Source organism: Streptomyces sp. NPDC056160, from assembly GCF_042268205.1.
GTDB lineage: Bacteria > Actinomycetota > Actinomycetes > Streptomycetales > Streptomycetaceae > Streptomyces.
In genome coordinates, this window is sequence record NZ_JBHJUW010000021.1 from 50,964 (window position 1) to 66,776 (window position 15,813).

At 73.4% G+C, this 15,813-nt stretch carries 12 protein-coding genes; 4 read left to right on the forward strand and 8 right to left on the reverse strand.

Features of this window, described 5'->3' with window-relative positions; all coding sequences use genetic code 11:
- Positions 1-296: 296 nt before the first annotated feature.
- The 3 genes from ACFC02_RS10605 to ACFC02_RS10615 form a co-directional block, all read right to left on the reverse strand.
- Positions 297-1,217, reverse strand: coding sequence for a carbohydrate ABC transporter permease (locus tag ACFC02_RS10605; protein WP_360977122.1), 921 nt, complete (start codon positions 1,215-1,217; stop codon positions 297-299).
- Positions 1,218-1,231: 14 nt separating this feature from the next.
- Positions 1,232-2,224 (reverse strand): carbohydrate ABC transporter permease, encoded by a 993-nt coding sequence (locus tag ACFC02_RS10610; protein WP_376355059.1) that lies wholly within the window; start codon positions 2,222-2,224, stop codon positions 1,232-1,234.
- A gap of 1,057 nt (positions 2,225-3,281) precedes the next feature.
- Positions 3,282-4,601, reverse strand: a complete 1,320-nt coding sequence (locus ACFC02_RS10615; RefSeq protein WP_376355061.1) for an ABC transporter substrate-binding protein — start codon at positions 4,599-4,601, stop codon at positions 3,282-3,284.
- Positions 4,602-5,093: 492 nt separating this feature from the next.
- Here ACFC02_RS10615 and ACFC02_RS10620 point away from each other — a divergent pair, with 492 nt between their 5' ends.
- Together ACFC02_RS10620 and ACFC02_RS10625 are read left to right on the forward strand one after the other, a co-directional pair.
- Positions 5,094-6,137 carry a LacI family DNA-binding transcriptional regulator gene (locus ACFC02_RS10620; protein WP_376355063.1) on the forward strand — a complete coding sequence of 348 codons (1,044 nt, stop codon included), beginning with the start codon at positions 5,094-5,096 and terminating at the stop codon, positions 6,135-6,137.
- Between the two features lie 171 nt (positions 6,138-6,308).
- Complete coding sequence (locus ACFC02_RS10625) at positions 6,309-7,733, forward strand: GH1 family beta-glucosidase (protein ID WP_376355065.1); 1,425 nt, start codon at positions 6,309-6,311, stop codon at positions 7,731-7,733.
- 122 nt (positions 7,734-7,855) lie between these two features.
- Here ACFC02_RS10625 and ACFC02_RS10630 read toward each other — a convergent pair whose 3' ends face one another.
- The 3 genes from ACFC02_RS10630 to ACFC02_RS10640 all read right to left on the reverse strand — a co-directional run bounded on the left by ACFC02_RS10630 (position 7,856) and on the right by ACFC02_RS10640 (position 11,821).
- Positions 7,856-9,316, reverse strand: a complete 1,461-nt coding sequence (locus ACFC02_RS10630; RefSeq protein WP_376355067.1) for a cellulose binding domain-containing protein — start codon at positions 9,314-9,316, stop codon at positions 7,856-7,858.
- A 433-nt stretch (positions 9,317-9,749) separates the two neighbouring features.
- Positions 9,750-11,120 carry a sensor histidine kinase gene (locus tag ACFC02_RS10635; protein ID WP_376355069.1) on the reverse strand — a complete coding sequence of 457 codons (1,371 nt, stop codon included), beginning with the start codon at positions 11,118-11,120 and terminating at the stop codon, positions 9,750-9,752.
- Positions 11,117-11,821, reverse strand: coding sequence for a response regulator transcription factor (locus ACFC02_RS10640; RefSeq protein ID WP_376355071.1), 705 nt, complete (start codon positions 11,819-11,821; stop codon positions 11,117-11,119). The genes ACFC02_RS10635 and ACFC02_RS10640 overlap by 4 nt, the downstream gene beginning before the upstream one ends.
- 193 nt (positions 11,822-12,014) lie before the next feature.
- Here ACFC02_RS10640 and ACFC02_RS10645 point away from each other — a divergent pair, with 193 nt between their 5' ends.
- Positions 12,015-12,620, forward strand: a complete 606-nt coding sequence (locus ACFC02_RS10645) for a hypothetical protein (RefSeq protein ID WP_376355073.1) — start codon at positions 12,015-12,017, stop codon at positions 12,618-12,620.
- A gap of 56 nt (positions 12,621-12,676) precedes the next feature.
- Here the strand turns inward: ACFC02_RS10645 and ACFC02_RS10650 are convergent, their stop codons facing one another.
- Both ACFC02_RS10650 and ACFC02_RS10655 read right to left on the reverse strand, forming a co-directional pair.
- A complete protein-coding gene (locus tag ACFC02_RS10650) occupies positions 12,677-13,546 on the reverse strand; it encodes a spermidine synthase (RefSeq protein WP_376355075.1) in 870 nt (289 codons plus the stop codon).
- A 65-nt stretch (positions 13,547-13,611) separates the two neighbouring features.
- The gene (locus ACFC02_RS10655) at positions 13,612-14,019 is read right to left on the reverse strand and encodes a hypothetical protein (protein ID WP_376355077.1); all 408 of its coding nucleotides are present in this window, start codon (positions 14,017-14,019) and stop codon (positions 13,612-13,614) included.
- A 283-nt stretch (positions 14,020-14,302) separates the two neighbouring features.
- Here ACFC02_RS10655 and ACFC02_RS10660 point away from each other — a divergent pair, with 283 nt between their 5' ends.
- Entirely contained in the window at positions 14,303-15,808 is a 1,506-nt protein-coding gene (locus ACFC02_RS10660) for a hypothetical protein (RefSeq protein WP_376355079.1), read from the forward strand.
- Positions 15,809-15,813 lie beyond the last annotated feature (5 nt).

Here is a 15,813-nt window from a genome sequence, read left to right on the forward strand (position 1 = left end):
CCACCTCCGACTTCTACGTCGCCTCCCGCACCGTGGGCCCGCCGCGGGGCGGCCGGTGCGGGCCGGGGTCGGGGACGGGGGCGGGGCGGCCGGTGCGGGCCGGGGTCGGGGTCGGGGTCGGGGTCGGGGCGGAACGGTTTTGCGGGTTGTACGGGTTGTACGAGGTGTACGGGTTGTACAGGCGGGTCCGGGCCGGGGCATGGTGCCGGCCGGTCAGTGGTCGCGGCCGGTCCGTGGTGCCGGGCCGCCGGTCCGTGGCGCCGGTCCGGCGGTCCGGTGGTCCGGCGGTCCGGCGGTCAGCCCTTGACTGCGCCCGCCATGATGCCGCCGACGATCTGCTTGCCGAAGACGATGAAGACCAGCAGCAGGGGCAGTGTGCTGATCAGCGCTCCGGCCATGACGATGCTCTGGTCGGGGGTGTAGGACGCGCTGAGCTGGCCGAGCGCCACCTGGAGGGTGGGGTTCTCCTGGCTCAGGGCGAGGAAGGGCCAGAAGAAGTCGTTCCACGCCTGAACGAAGGTGAGCATGCCGAGCACCATCATCGCCGGGCGCGCGGCGGGCAGCACGACGTTCCACACGATGCGGATGTTGCTCGCCCCGTCGACCTTGGCGGCCTCGATCAGCTCGTAGGGCAGGGCCTCCAGCAGGTACTGGCGCATGAAGAAGACACCGAAGGCGCCGACCAGGGTCGGGAAGATCACCGACTCCAGCTTGTTGCCCCACCCGATGTCCGCCATCAGCATGAACAGCGGGACGACGCTGAGCTGCGGCGGGATCGTCAGGGTGGCGATGACCGCGGTCATCAGCGCGCCCCGGCCCCGGAAGCGCATCTTGGCGAAGGCGTACCCGGCGAGCGTGCAGAAGAACAGCGTGGCCACGGTGATGGAGCCGGCCACGATGACACTGTTGACGATGGCCTTGCCGAGGTTGGCCTGTTCCCAGGCCGCCTGGAGGTTGTGCCACAGCTTGCCGCCCGGGATCAGCGGCGGCGGGCTGTCGAGGACCCGCTGCTGGTCGTGGGAGGCGGCCACCAGCGTCCAGTACAGCGGGAAGATCGAACCCAGGCCGACGACGACGAGGGCGATGTAGGTGAACGGGCCGCCCTTGAGCTGCTGTCCGGCGCCCATCTTGAAACGGCCGCGGCCCCGTTCCGGGGAGGCGGGCAGCGATGCCGGGGCGAGGGCCGGTGCGCTCTTGGCGGGATGAGTCGTGGTCATCGATATCGCTCCCGTCAGGCCGCGCTCTTGCGCACGAGCCGGCCGACGATCCAGTTGATCAGTGCGATGAGCAGCAGCAGGACGAGCATGGCCCAGGCCACGGCCGCGGCCGGGCCCAGATGCTGCAGCTTCCAGCCGTAGTTGTAGAGGTAGATGCTGAGGGTCTCGTACTGGTGCTCGCTGCCTCCGACGGCACCGAGCGTGCCGCCCTGGAGCAGCAGCGGCTCACCGAACAGCTGCATGGAGCCGATCGTCGAGATGACGATGGTGAACAGGATCGTCGGCCGCAGCGAGGGGATGGTCACCTTGCGGAACTGCTGCCAGCGCGTGGCCCCGTCGATCGACGCCGCCTCGTACAGGTCGGCCGGCACCGCCTGCATGGCCGCGAGGTAGATCAGGGCGTTGTAGCCGGTCCAGCGCCAGATCACGATGACCGAGATGGCGATCTTGGAGGTCCACTCACCGTTGCCCCAGTCGGTGTTGCCCGCACCGAAGAAGTGCAGCACCCAGTTGAGGAAGCCGCCGTCGGCGCGGAAGACCAGGGCGAAGACCAGGGCGGCGGTGGCCACCGAGGTGGCGTACGGGGTGAGGATCACCGTCCGCCAGAACGTGCTGGCGCGCAGCTTGTAGTTGAGCAGGTGGGCGAGGCCCAGCGCCACGAGCAACTGCGGGACGGTCGAGATGACGCCGATGACGAAGGTGTTGGAGACGGCCGTCCAGAACTCCGAGTCCTGGAGGATCTTGGAGAAGTTGTCGAAGCCGACCCACTGCGACTGGTCGAGGGCCGTCAGCTCCACCCGGTGCAGGGCGATCCAGCCGGTGTAGAGGAGCGGGTAGAGCCCGAAGGCGCCGAAGACGAGGAAGAAGGGGGCGATGTACGCGTACGGCGACACCTTGTCGTCGAGGCGCCACAGCCGGGAACGCCACTTGCCGCGTCCGTTCGGCTGGGCGCCGGAGCCGCCGGGTGGCGGGGTGTAGGCGCCCCGGGTGGGGGTTGTCGTTGCCACGGAGGGAGTCCTTCCCTGGGAGGTTTCGGCCGGGTAGGGGGAGGGGAGCGGGGCGGAGGCGGGAGCCGTGTTCACGGGTCGGTCGGCGCCGGGTCCGCGAAGTCCCCGCCGCTCCCTGCGCGGTTGATCGGTACGGCTCGGGCGGCGGCTTTCCGCGCCACGGCCTGACGTTCCTGGACGGGCCGTGGGCTCCGGTGACCGGGCCGCGGGGGGGTGGTGGGTCGGGGTGAGGTCCGGGGGGTGGGGTCGAGTGCGGAGTCCGGGGGTGGAATGCCGGGGTGGGTCCGGGCCTGGGCGGCACGGAGTCCGGGGCCGGCGCGGCGTCCAGGGCGGGCGCGCGGTGGGCGATTCTTGCGGTGGGCGGGGCCTGGGGTCGTGGGCGGTCCGCACCGGCCCGGCGGACCGGTCGGGCCCCGGAGGCTCCCCATGACGCGGCGCCCTGGCCCGTACGGCGACCGAAGCAGCCGCCGCCCGGCCGGGGCGGCGACCCGGCCCACCCGGCCAAGCCACATCACCAGCCCGACCACCCAACCGAACCACCTCGCCCAACCCACCGATCAGCCAACCGCCGGCCGGTCGGCCTCCCGGCCCCACTCCCAGCCCGCCGACCAGCCCGACGGGCCCCGAAGCCCCGAAGCCCCGAAGCCGCCAAGCCACCAAGCCACCAAGCCACCAAGCCACCAACAGGCAGGCAGGCAGCCCCACAACACGCCGATCAGGCGCACCAGATGACCAGGAAAGGCCAAGCGGGTCAGGCCGGCCAGGGAGCCAGGAGGACCAGGTGAGCCAGAAGACCGAGCGGCCCAGGCGGCACGCACGGTCCAGGCATCCCGGACAGCCCGGGCGGCCCGAACAGCCCTGCCCCTCGGCGGCACCGGACGAAGCCCGCCCCGCCCTATGCCCCGGTTCTCAGGAACGCCACTGCCGCCCGGTGTTCGACGGCCGGGCCTGATGTGGTCGTCCCCCCGCGTCGGCGGCCGTCGCGCGACGCCGGGGGCGAGGGCGGTGCGGGCGGCCGGAGGGGCCGCCCGCACCGGCGGGGGTCAGCCGGCTGCTGTCAGCCGATCGCCTTGTCGATGGACTCGGTCGCGGCGCCCCACGCCTTCTCGGGCGAAGTACCGCGCTGCTCCATGTTGTTGATCTGCGTGGAGATCGTGTCCTTGATCGCGGCGTCCTTCGGGCCGAGCACCGCCTCGGGGATGGACTTGGCCTCGTCGGCGTAGATCTGGCCGATCGGGGCGTCATTGAAGTACGGCAGCTTCGCGCTCTTCACGCTGGCCAGCTCGTAGGCGCCCTTGTTCGACGGGAAGACACCGACCGCCTTGAACACGGCGGCCTGCTGCTCGGGCGCGGTCAGCCACTTGACCAGGTCGGTGGCCTCCTTGACGTGCTTTCCGCTCTTGGGCACGGCGAGGAAGGAACCACCCCAGTTGGCCGCGGCCGAACCGGGCGCACGGGCGATGTCCCACTTGCCCTTGTAGTTGTCGCCGGAGTAGGTCGTGATCTGGGCCGCCATCCAGGCCGGGCACGCCATGGAGGCGATGGTGCCCTTGCGCAGCGCCGCCTGCCAGGGGTCCTGGAACTGCGGCACGCCCTGGCTCAGCTTCTTCGCGGCGGCCTCGGCGGCCAGGTTCCAGCCCTGCTTGACGGACTCGCTGTCCTTGTAGACCGCCTTGCCGTCGGCGTCGTAGTACTGCTTCGGGGACGAGCTGACGACCGCGTTGTACATGGCGCTCGCGGAGTCCATGAAGTAAGTGCCGGACGGCGCCTTCTTCTTGTACTGCTCGCCGAGCTTGATGTAGTCCTCCCAGCCGCCCGCGACGGCCTTGGCGACGGCCTCGCGGTCGCTGGGCAGGCCGGCCTGCTGGAAGAGGTCCCGGCGGTAGCACAGCGACATGGGGCCGATGTCGGTGCCGGCGCCGATGACCGAGCCGTCCTTCGCGGTGGCCTGCTTCTCCTTCCAGGACACCCAGTCGGCGACGTTGATCGACTTGCTCAGGTCGGTGAACTTGCCCGCCTGGGTGTCGACGACCTCCTTGATGCGCCCGACCTCGATACCCGTGACGTCCGCCAGACCGTTGCCCGCGTTCAGCTGCTGAAGCAGCTTCGGGTAGTAGTCCTGCTCGTTCGCGGTGGTCTCTTCCTTCACCGTGATGTTCGGGTGCAGCTTCTGGTACTGGGCGAACAGACCGGCCTCCTTGTAGCCGAACTGCCCGAAGTCGGCCACCTTGAGGGTGATCTTCCCGTTGGCATCCGAACTGTCCGAGTCACCGTCGCTGCTGCAACCGGTCAGCAGCAGGGCCGAGGCCGTCAGGACCGTCGTGGTCAAGGCCGCTGCTCTGCGGCCGCGACCGCCGCCGGTACGGGTGATGCGCATTCCACTACTCCTTGTTCCAGTGGGAACGGGACCTCAGGAATCAGACCGCCGGAAAACCGGCGGTCGGGACCTGCCCTCTCGGTTCGAGCAGCGGCTCGCCCACAGCACGCGGCGTGCGGTGCGAAGGTGCTGGTCAACGGTGTGCCATGCGAGGTAGAGGGAAGGGCCATCGGTACTTGGGTCCACACGGGAGAGAGTCCCGACGCTCCGTGGGACCGCTCCCACGCGGCATGCCGGAAGACTCCTTGCTGCCGGGCCAGGTGTCAAGACTTGAAAACGGCGTTGTTGCGCAAGCGTGTTCCGCACGTCACGTGAACGTGTCACGCCCCGCCCCGTAACCCGCCGGACACCGACCGCTCCCCCGCAGGATTCACGCAGGTCACGGCCAGGTCAACGGTCCGGACCCGCCCCGCAGCCGGACGCCAGGGGCGGTGGCCGGAATTTCTGGGCCAGAATGAGCGGACCCCCACCGCAACCGCCGGAAGGTGAACGATGAGCCCCGTCCCACCGCCGCCGAGGCCGGCGGACGTCCGGCGCCCGACCCTGAACGCCGTGGCCGCCCGCGCCGGGGTCGGCCGGGGCACGGTCTCCCGGGTGATCAACGGCTCGCCCAAGGTGAGCGACCGCTCGCGCGCGGCCGTGGAGCAGGCCATCGCGGAACTCGGCTACGTCCCCAACCGCGCCGCCCGCTCCCTGGTCACCCGCCGCACCGACTCGGTGGCCCTGGTCGTCCCGGAGGCCGAGACCCGGCTCTTCTCCGAGCCCTACTTCTCGGGGATCATCCGGGGCGTCTCCACCGGACTGGCCAGCGCGGGCATGCAGTTGCTGCTGGTCCTGGCGCGGGACGAGAAGGAGTACGCGCGACTCGCCACGTACCTGTCCGCGCAACGCGTGGACGGCGTCCTCATGATGGCGGTGCACAGCGAGGACACGCTCCCCGACCGGCTGGAGGAACTGGCGGTGCCGACCGTGCTGGCCGGGCGGCGCAGCGACCGGGAGCGGCTGGGCCACGTCCGCGCGGACAACAGCGGCGGCGCCCGGGCCGCGGTGCGGCACCTGCTGGCGGGCGGGCGCCGGAGCATCGGCACCATCACGGGGCCGCTGGACATGGACGCGGCCCGGGCCCGGCTCGACGGGTACCGGGCGGCACTGGAGGAGGCCGGTCTCCCCGTCGACGACGACCTCGTCGCGCGGGGCGACTTCACGGAGGAGGGCGGACGCGCCGCCATGCGCGAGCTGCTGCGCCGGCGGCCCGGCCTCGACGCCGTCTTCGCCGCCTCCGACGTGATGGCCTCGGGTGCCGTCCTGGAACTGCGCGCCTCGGGCCTGCGGGTGCCGCAGGACGTCGCCCTCGTCGGCTTCGACGACTCGATCGTCGCGCGGCACATCGACCCTCCGCTGACCAGCGTCCGCCAGCCGCTGGAGGAGATGGGCCGCACCATGGCGGACCTCCTGCTGGACGAGATCGCCCACCGCGGCACCGGCCACCGCGAAGTGGTGCTGCCGACGGAACTGGTGGTGCGGGCGTCCGCGTGAGCGATGGCCCCGGCGCGTGACTCCCGGCGGCCAGGGTCGCGACGCCGCGGAGATCCATCAGAAGGTCCCCGGGGCACCGGCACCACGGCGTGCGGCCATCCCGGGCCCCTCTTTCACGGTGGGAGCGCTCCCATGCATAATGGGGCCCACCCGACTCGTGGGAGCGATTCCATGCCCGAACCGAAGACCGTGACCTTTCCTCCCGCCTTCCTGTGGGGCGCGGCGACCTCCGCGTACCAGATCGAGGGCGCCGTGCGGGAGGACGGCCGCACCCCCTCGATCTGGGACACCTTCAGCCGTACGCCGGGCGCGACGGCCGACGGCGACACCGGTGACATCGCCGTCGACCACTACCACCGCTACCGCGACGACGTGGCCATGATGGCGGAACTCGGCCTGAACGCCTACCGCTTCTCGGTCTCCTGGCCCCGCGTGCAGCCCACCGGCCGCGGCCCCGCCGCACAGGCGGGCCTGGACTTCTACCGGCGGCTGGTCGACGAACTGCTGTCCCACGGCATCAAGCCCTCCGTCACGCTCTACCACTGGGACCTGCCGCAGGAGCTGGAGGACGCGGGCGGCTGGCCCGAGCGCGAGACCGCGCTGCGCTTCGCCGAGTACGCGCAGCTCGTCGGCGAGGCACTCGGCGACCGTGTGGACCAGTGGACCACGCTCAACGAGCCCTGGTGCAGCGCCTTCCTGGGCTACGGCTCCGGGGTACACGCGCCCGGCCGCACCGAGCCCCTGGCCGCCCTGCGCGCCGCGCACCACCTGAACCTCGCCCACGGCCTGGGCACACAGGCACTGCGCTCGGTGCTGCCGGCCGGCGCCTCGGTCGCCGTGAGTCTCAACTCGCAGGTGATCCGCCCGCTGTCGCAGCACCCGGCGGACCTGGCGGCGGCGCGGCGCATCGACGACCTGGCCTGCGGTGTCTTCCACGGCCCGATCCTGCACGGCGCGTACCCGGCCTCGCTGCTGGAGGCGACCTCGTCGGTCACGGACTGGTCGTACGTCCTCGACGGGGACCTGCGCGCCGTCCGGCAGCCGCTGGACGCGCTCGGCCTCAACTACTACACGACCGCGCTGGTGTCGTCGCCGGACACGGCCCCCGAGGGACCGCGCGCGGACGGGCACGGGTCGAGCGCGCACTCGCCGTGGCCGGGCTCGGAGGACGTGGCGTTCCACCAGGCCCCGGGCGACCGTACGGAGATGGGCTGGACGATCGACCCGGGCGGCCTGCACGAGCTGATCATGCGCTACACCCGCGAGGCTCCCGGAGTCCCCCTCTACGTCACGGAGAACGGCGCGGCCTACCCCGACAAGGTGGACGACGACGGCCGCGTGCGCGACCCGGAGCGCATCGCCTACCTGCACGGGCACCTCGCGGCGATCCACCGGGCCAACGCGGACGGGGCCGACGTCCGCGGCTACTACCTGTGGTCCCTGATGGACAACTTCGAGTGGGCCTACGGCTATGCCAAGCGGTTCGGTGCGGTGTACGTGGACTACGCGACCCTCGCCCGGACGCCGAAGTCCAGTGCCCACTGGTACGGGAGGGCGGCCCGGACCGGTCAGCTGCCGCCGGTGAACGCCGTCTGACGTACGGGCCCCCGTCCGCTCGGGGGCGGGCGGGGCGGGCGGGGGCAAGCGGGGGGCAAGCGGGGGGCGCGGCACAGGGGAGCCGGAGGGGAGTGCCGCGCCCCCCGGTCACTTGCCACCGGTCACTTGTAGGCGCCGAAGGCCTTGGTGAATGCGTACGGTTCCTGCGCGATGGAGCTGCACGTGGCGTCGGCGGTGGGCTTGGGGCCGCCGGCGCACTGCTTGTCGCGGGTGGCCGACCACATGGAAAGCCCGCCGAGGCCCTTGGTCTTGGCGAAGTCCACCAGCTGGGTGGCGTCGTCGACCTTGAAGACCTCGGTGGAGACGTCGTTCACGCCGATCATCGGGGTGACGGCGACCGCCTTCCAGGCGGCGCTGTCGGACAGGCCGAGCACGCTCTTGATCTGGGCCTGGGTGGCGGTGGCGGCCTGCTCGGCGTAGGTGCCCATGTCGCCGTTGTACGAGGCGCCGTAGTCCATCGCCATGATGTTGACGGTGGAGATCCTCACACCGCCGGACTTGGCGTCCGCCAGCAGGTTCACGCCGTCCTGGGTGAGGCCCTCGGGCATGACGGGGAGGGTGAAGGAGACGTCCAGGCCGGGGTGCTGGCGCTGGAGCTCGGCGATGGCCTGGGCGCGGCGGGTGTTGGCGGCGGTGTTCGCCAGCGCGCCGCCCTCGATGTCGAAGTCGACCTTGGTGAGCTCGAACCGGTCGACGGCCTTGCCGTACGCCGCCGCCAGCGCGTCCGCCGAGGAGCAGGTCGTCGCCAGCTCGGCCCCGTTGGCGCCGCCGAAGGAGACCCGCACGTCGCCGCCCTTGGCACGCAGCGCGCCGATCTGGGAGGCGACGCCGTCGCTGCCGAGATCGGTGACGCCGCCCCACTTGGGGGTGCAGCCGCCGCCGTCGGTGACGAAGGCGAGGTTGTAGTTCTTCACGCCGGTCGCGTCGGCGCTCGCCGTCAGGTCGAAGGCGGGGTAGAGGGAGGTGTCGACGTAGGGCGCGAAGCCCGAGCCGGTGGTGGTGCCGGTGCCGGTGCTCGGCGAGGGGGTGGGGTCGGCGGTCGGCGTCTTCGTGGGGGCGGGAGTGGAGGTGGGGCGGGGCGTCGGGGACGGGCTCGCGGACCGGGTGGGGCGCCCGCTGGGTTGCGGGGTGGCGCCGTCGTCCGCCGAGCACGCGGCGCCGTCGATCCGGCAGCCGGTCGGGGCGCCGGTGCCGTCGACGACGAAGCCGACGGTGACGGACTTGCCGGGGGCGAGCCCGGCGGTGTCCCATTTGGCGGGCTTGACGGTGACGTGCCGCCCGCTGACAGCGGCCTCACCGTTCCACAGCGAGCCCAGCTTCGTGCCCGTCGGCAGGTCGAACTCCAGCGTCCAGTCCCGCTGCGTCCCGCCGCTGTTGTTGGTGACGACGTACTGCGCGGTGTAGCCCGTCGACCAGTCGCTGGTCCTCGTGTACGCGGCACCGGTCCCGGCGGCCTGCGCGGTGGCGGTGAACACGAAGGCCCCGCCGCCGACCGCGGCCGCCGCCACGAGGCCGCCCAACACCTTGTTCCTGCCGCTGATCCTGCGCCGGTGCGTGCTCATCGTGCGTGCCTGCCTTCGCTGTTCAGGGGTCCGGGGACGGCCCTGGGGCTGCCCCGGAGGGGGTGGGTGCGGCAGCACGCTAGCGATGCGGAACCGGGCAATCAGGCGGATCCGGACGGCAGTCGAGGTTCTTAGGGTGCGCTTAAGGAAGGCATCGGGGCCGGTTAAAGGTCGCCGCCGTCCCGCGGCCGCCGCCCGGTCCCGCGTACGCCCCTGACCGTGCCTGTCGTGGCTTGCACGGCCGCGTCCGGGCAAGCCACCACGCGGCCTCCTCGGCCACCGCCCGCACACACTTCGCGGCCGTCGCCCTGACCGCTGCCCCGCACGCACTTCGCGGCCGTCGCCCCGCACGCCCTTTGCGGCCGTCGCCCCGACCGCTGCCCCGCAGGCGTCCCACGGCCCGCGGGCGTCCCCGGCCGTCGGCGGCGCCTGCTCAGCCCACCGCCGTACGCCGGCGGCCGACGGTGCCCCGGTGGCCTTTGCGTGCCGGCCGACGGCCGTCCCGTTGCAGCCAGAGGCGCACCTCGGTGCCGCCGAGCACGGAGGAGCCGATCCGGACGTCGCCGCCGGTCGCCTCGGCCAGGCGGCGCACGATGTCCAGGCCGAGCCCGGTGGAGCCCTCGCTCCCCGAACCCCGGCCGCGCAGCATGGCGGCGGCCGGGTCGGGTATGCCGGGGCCCGCGTCGGAGACGAGCACGATCACCGCGTCCTCCGCGTGGTGCACGTCGACGGCGAACGCCGTGCCCTCGGCGGTGTGCCGGAAGACGTTGCCGAGCAGGGCGTCCAGGGCCGCGGCGAGGTCGGCGCGGGCCACCGGTGCACGGGCCGGCCGCTCGACCCCGGCCAGCCGCCACGTACGGCCCTCGTCCTCCGCGAGCGCGGACCAGAACCCCATCCGTTCCCTGACCACCTCGGCCACGTCGCAGCCCGCGCCCGCTTCGGCCGCCGCCGTGCGCGGCTTGGCCTGGCGGGCGGTCCGGATGATGGTGTCGACCTCGCGCTCCAGTTGGGCGACCGCCGCGCGGGTCTGCTCGGCGGCCGGGCCCTGCCCGAGCGAGGCGGCGTTGAGCCGCAGCACGGTCAGCGGCGTACGCAGCCGGTGGGACAGGTCGGCGGCCAGTTCCCGTTCGCCCGCGAGGAGCTGGACGACCTGGTCGGCCATGGAGTTGAACGCGACGGCCGCCCGGCGCAGTTCGGGCGGTCCCTCCTCGGGCACCCGCGCGCCCAGTTTGCCCTCCCCCAGTTCGTGCGCGCCCTGGGCGAGCCGCCGCGCGGGCCGCACCATGCGGACGCCGAGCCGGTCGGCGACGGCGACCGAGCCGACGATCAGCGCGGCGCCGACACCGGCGAGCACCGCCCAGGCCGTGCCCACGCCGTTGCCGACCTCGGTCTCGGGGACGTAGACCTCGACGACCGCGATGGCACCGGAGCTGAGCGCGACCGGCTGGAGCAGCGTGGATCCGCCGGGCACCTCGGTGGTGGAGGCGCGGCCCATCCGCCGGACGGTGGCGATGTCCGCCCCGGCGGCCCACCGCCGGCCGATGTCGACGGCGCGTCCGCCCTCGGTGGCCGGTATGTGCACGGCCATCCGGGCATCCGAGCCCGCCGAGGCGACGACCCGCTCCAACTGGTCGCGCTCGGTGGTGATGGACAGGGCGGGTGCGACGGCCGCGGCCTGGCGTTCGGCGTGGGAGAAGGCGCGGTCGCGGGCCATCTCCTTGACGACCAGGCCGAGCGGCACCGCGAAGGCGACGACGACCATCGTGGTGACCGCCAGGCAGACCTTGACCAGCGCCCACCTCATCGCGACGGCTCCGCCCCGGGTGGCTCCAGCTTCACGCCCACGCCCCGCAGCGTGTGCAGGTAGCGGGGGCGTGCGGCGGTCTCGCCCAGCTTCCGCCGCAGCCAGGAGAGGTGGACGTCGATGGTCTGGTCGTCGCCGTAGGACTGCTGCCACACCTCGGCGAGCAGTTCCCTGCGGGCCACGACGACGCCGGGCCGTCCGGCGAGGAAGGCCAGCAGGTCGAACTCGCGGCGGGTCAGGTCGAGTCGGGCTCCGTCCAGCTCGGCCTGACGGCGCAGCGGGTCGACGGTCAGCCCGCCCACGCGCAGGACGGTGGACGGCGCGGTCTCGGCGGGGCCGGAGCGGGCCCGCCGCAGTACGGCGGCCATGCGCGCCGACAGGTGCTCGACCGAGAACGGCTTGGTCAGGTAGTCGTCCGCCCCGTCGTTGAGCAGGCGGACGATCTCCGCCTCGTCGTCCCGTGCGGTGGCGACGATGACGGGCACGTCGGTGATGCCGCGCAGCATCTTCAGGGCCTGGGCGCCGTCCAGGTCGGGCAGTCCGAGGTCCAGGACGACCACGTCGAAGCGGAAGTGGGCGACCTCGCGCAGCGCCTCCAGCGCCGTCCCGACACTGCGCACGGTGTGCGAGGCGTCGGTCAGGTGACGGATGAGCGCCGAGCGTACGAACTGGTCGTCCTCGACCACGAGCACACTTGCCATGCGCCGCACCGTACGCCATACGGACACACCCGGTGCGGGCCTGTGGACAACGTCGGGCGGGGGGCTCCCGCAGCCTGTGGACGACCCTGTTCCCGGCCCGGCCGCTCCCCCTCGCCACCCACGACGACCGGGTCGCCCGGGTCGCCCGGGCCGCCCGGGACACCCGCGGGACGCATGCGGCAGGATGGCGCCGATGCGCAGAGGACTCGTACACGTACTGGCGTGGTCGCTGGCGACGAGCGCCGCGGTCACGCTGTCGTGGTGGGGTGTCCACACGGTGATGGCGGGCACCGCCTACGACCCGCCGCGCGCCCTGCCCATCACGGCGGCCGGCGCGGACGCGCGGGAGTCCGGCCCGCCCGGCTCCGCCACGCACCTCCCGGCGCCTTCGACGAGCGCTTCCGCCCCGCCCGCCGGGCCGTCCCGTACCCCCGCCGGGCCCGCCCCGAGCGCCCCGGGCACCGCGCGTAGCACGCACACCACGCCGCCGGCGGGCGCGGGCGGTTCGGCCGCGGGGTCAGCAGGCTCCGCCGGATCTTCCGGTTCCACCGGTTCCACCGGCACGTCCGGCGCTGCCGGGAAGGTGAAGGGTTACGACACCGCGGGCGGCCGGGTGGTCCTCGACCTGGGCCAGGCCTCCGCGACGCTCGTCTCGGCGACCCCGGGCACCGGGTGGTCGATGCAGGTGTGGAAGACGTCGACCTGGATCCGGGTCGAGTTCACCTCCGGCCCGGACCGGGTGTCGGTCATCTGCTCCTGGCACGACGGTCCGCCGCGGGTGGAAGTCGGCAACTACTAGGTCCCGCCGCCGAGGCCGCTGAACCGCCGGGCCGCCGGGCCGCCGGGCCGCCGAGATCAGCGGAAGACGGAGGGCGGCGGTGCCGGTGAGGCCACGGCCGCCGCGTCCGTCACGGGGGCGGCGCCGCCCGTGAAGTCGGTGAGCGCCCGCCCGTGTTCGACCCGGCCCGGGTGGGGGTCGGACGCGGCGCGACGGGTCAGCTCCGCGACCGGCAGCGGCAGGTCGGAGGCGACGAGGACCGCGTTGCCGAAGCGCTTGCCGCGCAGCACGGCCGGGTCGGCGACCAGGGCCAGCTCGGCGAACCGGGCGGCGGCGGTGGCGATCTGGCCGCGCAGGTGGGCGAGCGGCGGCCCGTCGGCGAGGTTCGCGGCGAAGACGGCGCCCGCCTTCAGGGTCCTTCGGACCTCGTCCAGGAACTCGGCCGAGGTGAGGTGGGCGGGGGTGCGGGCGCCGCTGAACACGTCCGCGACGACGAGGTCGGCCCAGCCGTCGGGCACCTTGGCGAGTCCTTCGCGGGCGTCGGCGGAGCGCACCCGGATCCGGGCGTTGGCGTCCAGGGGCAGTTCGCGGCGCACCAGCCGCACCAGGGCGGCATCCCGTTCGACGACCTGCTGGGTGGAACGCGGGCGGGTGGCGGCGACGTACCGGGCGAGGGTGAACGCGCCGCCGCCGAGGTGGACGACGTGGACCGGCTTGCCCGGGGGCGCGGCGAGGTCGATGACGTGCCCGAGCCTGCGCTGGTACTCGAAGGAGAGGTGCGCGGGGTCGTCCAGGTCGACGTGCGACTGCGGTGCCCCGTCGATCAGCAGCGTCCAGGCCCGCGCGCGCTCCCGGTCGGGGACGAGCTGCGCCAGCCCGCCGTCCACCTGCTCGACGACGTCTTTCGCGGCCTCGCGCTCACGGCGGGCGTTTCTGGACCTTCCCATCCCGCCATTGTCGCAAGTCCCGCGCGACCGCACCCCGGGGTGCGGAAGGCCGCACCGGCCGGCCGTCAGCGGCAGCTGTCGGCCGCCTCGATCATGCGGGCCGCCTCGCCGAGGGCGCGCCGCAGCAGCGCGGGGTCGGTCGCGAGGTCGGCCTCTCCGGGCGGGAGCAGCCAGTCCGAGCCCTCCACAGGGGGCCGCGGGGCCGTCCGCAGCCCGCGGCCGTCCGTCCTGGTGCAGGTGCTGCCCGGCACGTCCCACGCCGCGGCCGTGCCCGCCGGAACCACGAATCCGAGTGTGTCGGCGCCGTCGTCGTGCAGGACGGGTCCTACGGCGTCATCGGCCCCGCGGCGCAGGATGTCGACCGCCTCCAGGCCCTGCCGGGCCGGCACCGTCACCAGGTCGCAGCCGGCTTCCGGCGCCGGCGGCCGACGGTGATCGACGCTCCCGTGCGTCTGCGTCCCGGACTCCACCACGGGTACCCCTCCTCGTACGCGAGCGGGTCGGGAGTCGGGCGGCTCCCGGTTCACGGGGTCCAACGCGGCGGCGCGTCAACGGCTACGGCCGAAGTCAGCCGCAAAGGATGGCAGTTCATGGCAGATCGTGGATGAGATATCCGGTTTGTAGCCAAACACTGCGTGGCGGAGCGGACACAACCGGTACGTTCTTGCTCGTCGGAAACAGGGTGTCACTGGGGCAACCCGGGTAACTCACCCCGAATCCGGCATGGTTCGACGGTTCGCACGAGAGGGCCCGGCCATGACGTCGTCGACGGTGACCTCGTCCCAGTCCCCCCGGCCGCCGCGGCCGAACCTCGCCTTCCGGCACCTGCGCGGACAGCGCTCACCGGCCGAGTTCGCCGCGGCGGTGCGGCGTGCCGCCCGCGAGATCGGCGAGCGGGTCAGCTGCGACGCGCGCTACATCGGCCGGGTGGAGGCGGGCGAGATCCGCTGCCCCAACTACGCCTACGAACGTGTGTTCCTGCACATGTTCCCGGGCCGCACGCTGACCGACCTGGGGTTCTCGCCCCGCTCGTCCGTGCGCGGGCGCGCGGCACGCGCCGAGCTCCCGGCGCAGGCCGGGCCCGCCCCCGCCGGGACGACGGGCACGGCCCGTCCGCACCACCAGCAGCACCAGTACGACCAGCAGCACCAGTACCACCAGCCCAACGAGCACGACCGGCACGACCAGCACCAACTGCACGACGGGCAAGACCTGTACCACCCGCACGAGAACCACGAGGAGAGCGACGTGCTGCGTCGCGCATTCATGACCCGCGGGGGCGCCACGGTGGCCGCCGCCTCGCTGGGGCCCCTGGGGCTCGCCTTCGACGCGTCGGCCGCGGGCCGCCCCCTCCGCCGCGCCGGCGCGAGCGACGCGGGCGCCCTCGAAGAGGCCGTCCGCAGGATCCGGCTGCTGGACGACCGGCACGGAGCGGACGGCCTCTACCGCCGCGCGGCGGCTCCGCTGCGTGCCGCGTACGCCCTGCTCGACGCCGGCGCGACCCGGCAGACCACGGCCGACCGGCTGCACGCGGGCGCCGGTGAACTCGCCATCTCGGTGGGCTGGCTGGCCCATGACTCGGGCCGGTTCGACGACGCCCGCTCGCACTACGCCGAGGCACTGGCCACCGCCCGGATGACCGGCGACGACGCCCTGGAGGCACACGCGTTCTGCAACACCGCGTTCCTCGCGCGGGACGCGGGCCGGCCCCGGGAGGCGGTGCGGGCGGCGCAGGCGGCCCAGCGCGCCGCCCGCTCACTCGGCTCGCCGCGGCTGATGTCCCTGCTCGCGCTGCGCGAGGCCGGCGGCTGGGCGGGGCTCGCCGACCGCACCGGCTGCGCACAGGCGCTCACGCGCGCGCAGGCGCTGTACGGGCGGGGCCCCTCGGACGCCGACCCCGAGTGGATGAGCTTCTACGGCGAGGCCGAGCTGGAGGGGCTGGAGGCCCAGTGCTGGTCGACCCTGGGCGACTGGCCGCGGGCGGCACGGCACGCGCGGCGGGCGGCGGCGCTCCAGGACCCGCACTTCACCCGGAACATCGCGCTGTACACGGCCCAGCTGGCCGACGACCTCGCGCGCGGGGGCCGCCCCGACGAGGCGGCGGCGGCCGGGATGCGGGTCCTGGACCTCCTGGACCAGGTCCAGTCCTCGCGGGTCCAGACGATGCTGGCGGGGACGGCACGCCTGCTGTCGCCGCACCGGCGGGCCGGCGGTGTCTCGGCCTTCCTGGAACGGCACGCGAGCACACCCCGGACCGCGTGACGCCC

Bases quoted from the DNA above. Each gene is read 5' to 3' on its own strand.
- ACFC02_RS10605 (WP_360977122.1), bottom strand. From the start codon at position 1,217: ATGACCACGACTCATCCCGCCAAGAGCGCACCGGCCCTCGCCCCGGCA.
- ACFC02_RS10615 (WP_376355061.1), bottom strand. From the start codon at position 4,601: ATGCGCATCACCCGTACCGGCGGCGGTCGCGGCCGCAGAGCAGCGGCC.
- ACFC02_RS10620 (WP_376355063.1), top strand. From the start codon at position 5,094: ATGAGCCCCGTCCCACCGCCGCCGAGGCCGGCGGACGTCCGGCGCCCG.
- ACFC02_RS10625 (WP_376355065.1), top strand. From the start codon at position 6,309: ATGCCCGAACCGAAGACCGTGACCTTTCCTCCCGCCTTCCTGTGGGGC.
- ACFC02_RS10630 (WP_376355067.1), bottom strand. From the start codon at position 9,316: ATGAGCACGCACCGGCGCAGGATCAGCGGCAGGAACAAGGTGTTGGGC.
- ACFC02_RS10635 (WP_376355069.1), bottom strand. From the start codon at position 11,120: ATGAGGTGGGCGCTGGTCAAGGTCTGCCTGGCGGTCACCACGATGGTC.
- ACFC02_RS10640 (WP_376355071.1), bottom strand. From the start codon at position 11,821: ATGGCAAGTGTGCTCGTGGTCGAGGACGACCAGTTCGTACGCTCGGCG.
- ACFC02_RS10645 (WP_376355073.1), top strand. From the start codon at position 12,015: ATGCGCAGAGGACTCGTACACGTACTGGCGTGGTCGCTGGCGACGAGC.
- ACFC02_RS10650 (WP_376355075.1), bottom strand. From the start codon at position 13,546: ATGGGAAGGTCCAGAAACGCCCGCCGTGAGCGCGAGGCCGCGAAAGAC.
- ACFC02_RS10660 (WP_376355079.1), top strand. From the start codon at position 14,303: ATGACGTCGTCGACGGTGACCTCGTCCCAGTCCCCCCGGCCGCCGCGG.